The organism is Desulfosarcina sp. (genome assembly GCF_041551955.1).
Taxonomy (GTDB): domain Bacteria; phylum Desulfobacterota; class Desulfobacteria; order Desulfobacterales; family Desulfosarcinaceae; genus Desulfosarcina.
This window is the reverse complement of sequence record NZ_JBFELV010000631.1, coordinates 1-1,363: the sequence shown is the minus strand read 5'-3', so window position 1 is coordinate 1,363 and position 1,363 is coordinate 1. Positions and strand designations below refer to the sequence as shown.

2 protein-coding genes are annotated in these 1,363 nt (G+C 49.5%); both read right to left on the bottom strand.

Annotated features, from left to right (window positions below; genetic code table 11):
- A partial coding sequence (locus tag ABYV26_RS25050; RefSeq protein WP_372684067.1) for a response regulator transcription factor occupies positions 1 to 626 on the bottom strand: 626 nt, incomplete at its 3' end.
- Between the two features lie 208 nt (positions 627 to 834).
- Positions 835 to 1,278 carry a DUF2721 domain-containing protein gene (locus tag ABYV26_RS25045; RefSeq protein ID WP_372684066.1) on the bottom strand — a complete coding sequence of 148 codons (444 nt, stop codon included), beginning with the start codon at positions 1,276 to 1,278 and terminating at the stop codon, positions 835 to 837.
- Positions 1,279 to 1,363 lie beyond the last annotated feature (85 nt).

Below are 1,363 nucleotides of genomic sequence, written 5' to 3'. Positions count from 1 at the left end.
TCAAATGGTTTGTCGATCTTTTTCCGCAGGGTGTACATATGGCTGCGCAGCACATCACTGCCCGGAGGCAAGTCCCCCCAAAGATGGTTCTCCAAGTCTTGGCGGGCGACCACATTGGGGGCCGTTTCCATGAGCAGCTTCAAAATGGAGATGCAGGTGTTGTTCAGGTCGATTTTTTTCCCCTGGCGGGTCACCTCGAAGGTCCCCAGGTCCATTTTGAGGTCGGCAACGCACAGGACCTTGTTTTCGGCTGTCCGCCGTTTTGCCAGCACTTTGATTCGGGCTTCCAGCTCTTTCAGGGCAAAGGGCTTGACCAGGTAATCGTCGGCACCGGATTCAAAACCGAGCAGCTTGTCGTCCAGGGTGTCCCTGGCCGTGAGCATGATCACCGGGACCTGTTTGTCGGCCTCCCGGCGCAGTTTTTGGCACAGGGTGATGCCGTCCATGCCCGGCAGCATGAGGTCCAGGACGATGACATCGTAATCCTGCGTCAGGGCCAGGTGGAGGCCGCCGATGCCGTCCATGGCGAAATCCAGGATGTAGCCTTTGGATTCCAGAAAATCGGTCATGTTTTCCACAATGGCCGGGTTATCCTCGATGATGAGCAGCCGGATGTTTGGCGCCATGGGTCCCCTCCGGGGTGTGGTTGATATTCCTTCCGGTATAATAGCCAAACGATTCCAAGGCAAGCATAAGCAAGACCATAGTCTCGTTAAACATGGGCGAAGTATAGGTTGGGGCGTGTGAACCGGCCGTGAAGATAACGTGAAAAAAATGTGAAATCTAAAAAATCATCGCCTGGTGCGATCACCAGATCCCCTTCGTCGATGAAGTCTACTGAATATGATCTTTCACCTCGAACTCCAGCGCTTTTAGCGTAAGGCGCACATCAATGAATAGAAATATCGCCGATAGAATGATACCTATGGCGCTAAAGAGAAAAAATAGTACGCCAAGGAATGTCAAATTTACATCAAACAAATTCATTATCAACAGAATCGGGATGATCAGGCTGCTTGATAAAATGGAAAATGATATGGAAACAATGGAGTTGCGAAGAATTTTGCTTCTATCAAATAGAATTTTCAACTCTATTAGCTTCCTGTTTTCATCGGCAACCTGGCCCTTATCTAACTCGTTGACAATCATTCTTGATTTATCAATTGTCCTGGCAAGCCGATTGGTGAGGGAAAGCAGAATCAGCCCTACGCCCGAAATCAGTGCAATCGGCGATATGCAGGATTGAAGAAATCTTACAAAAGAATCAATAGGTTCCATACTGTTCTGAATGCTATACCGATCGCCTCTTCAATAGCGGCAGCAGGCGCACCATGCCAGACAAAATTGCTGTCGGTCAGACCAG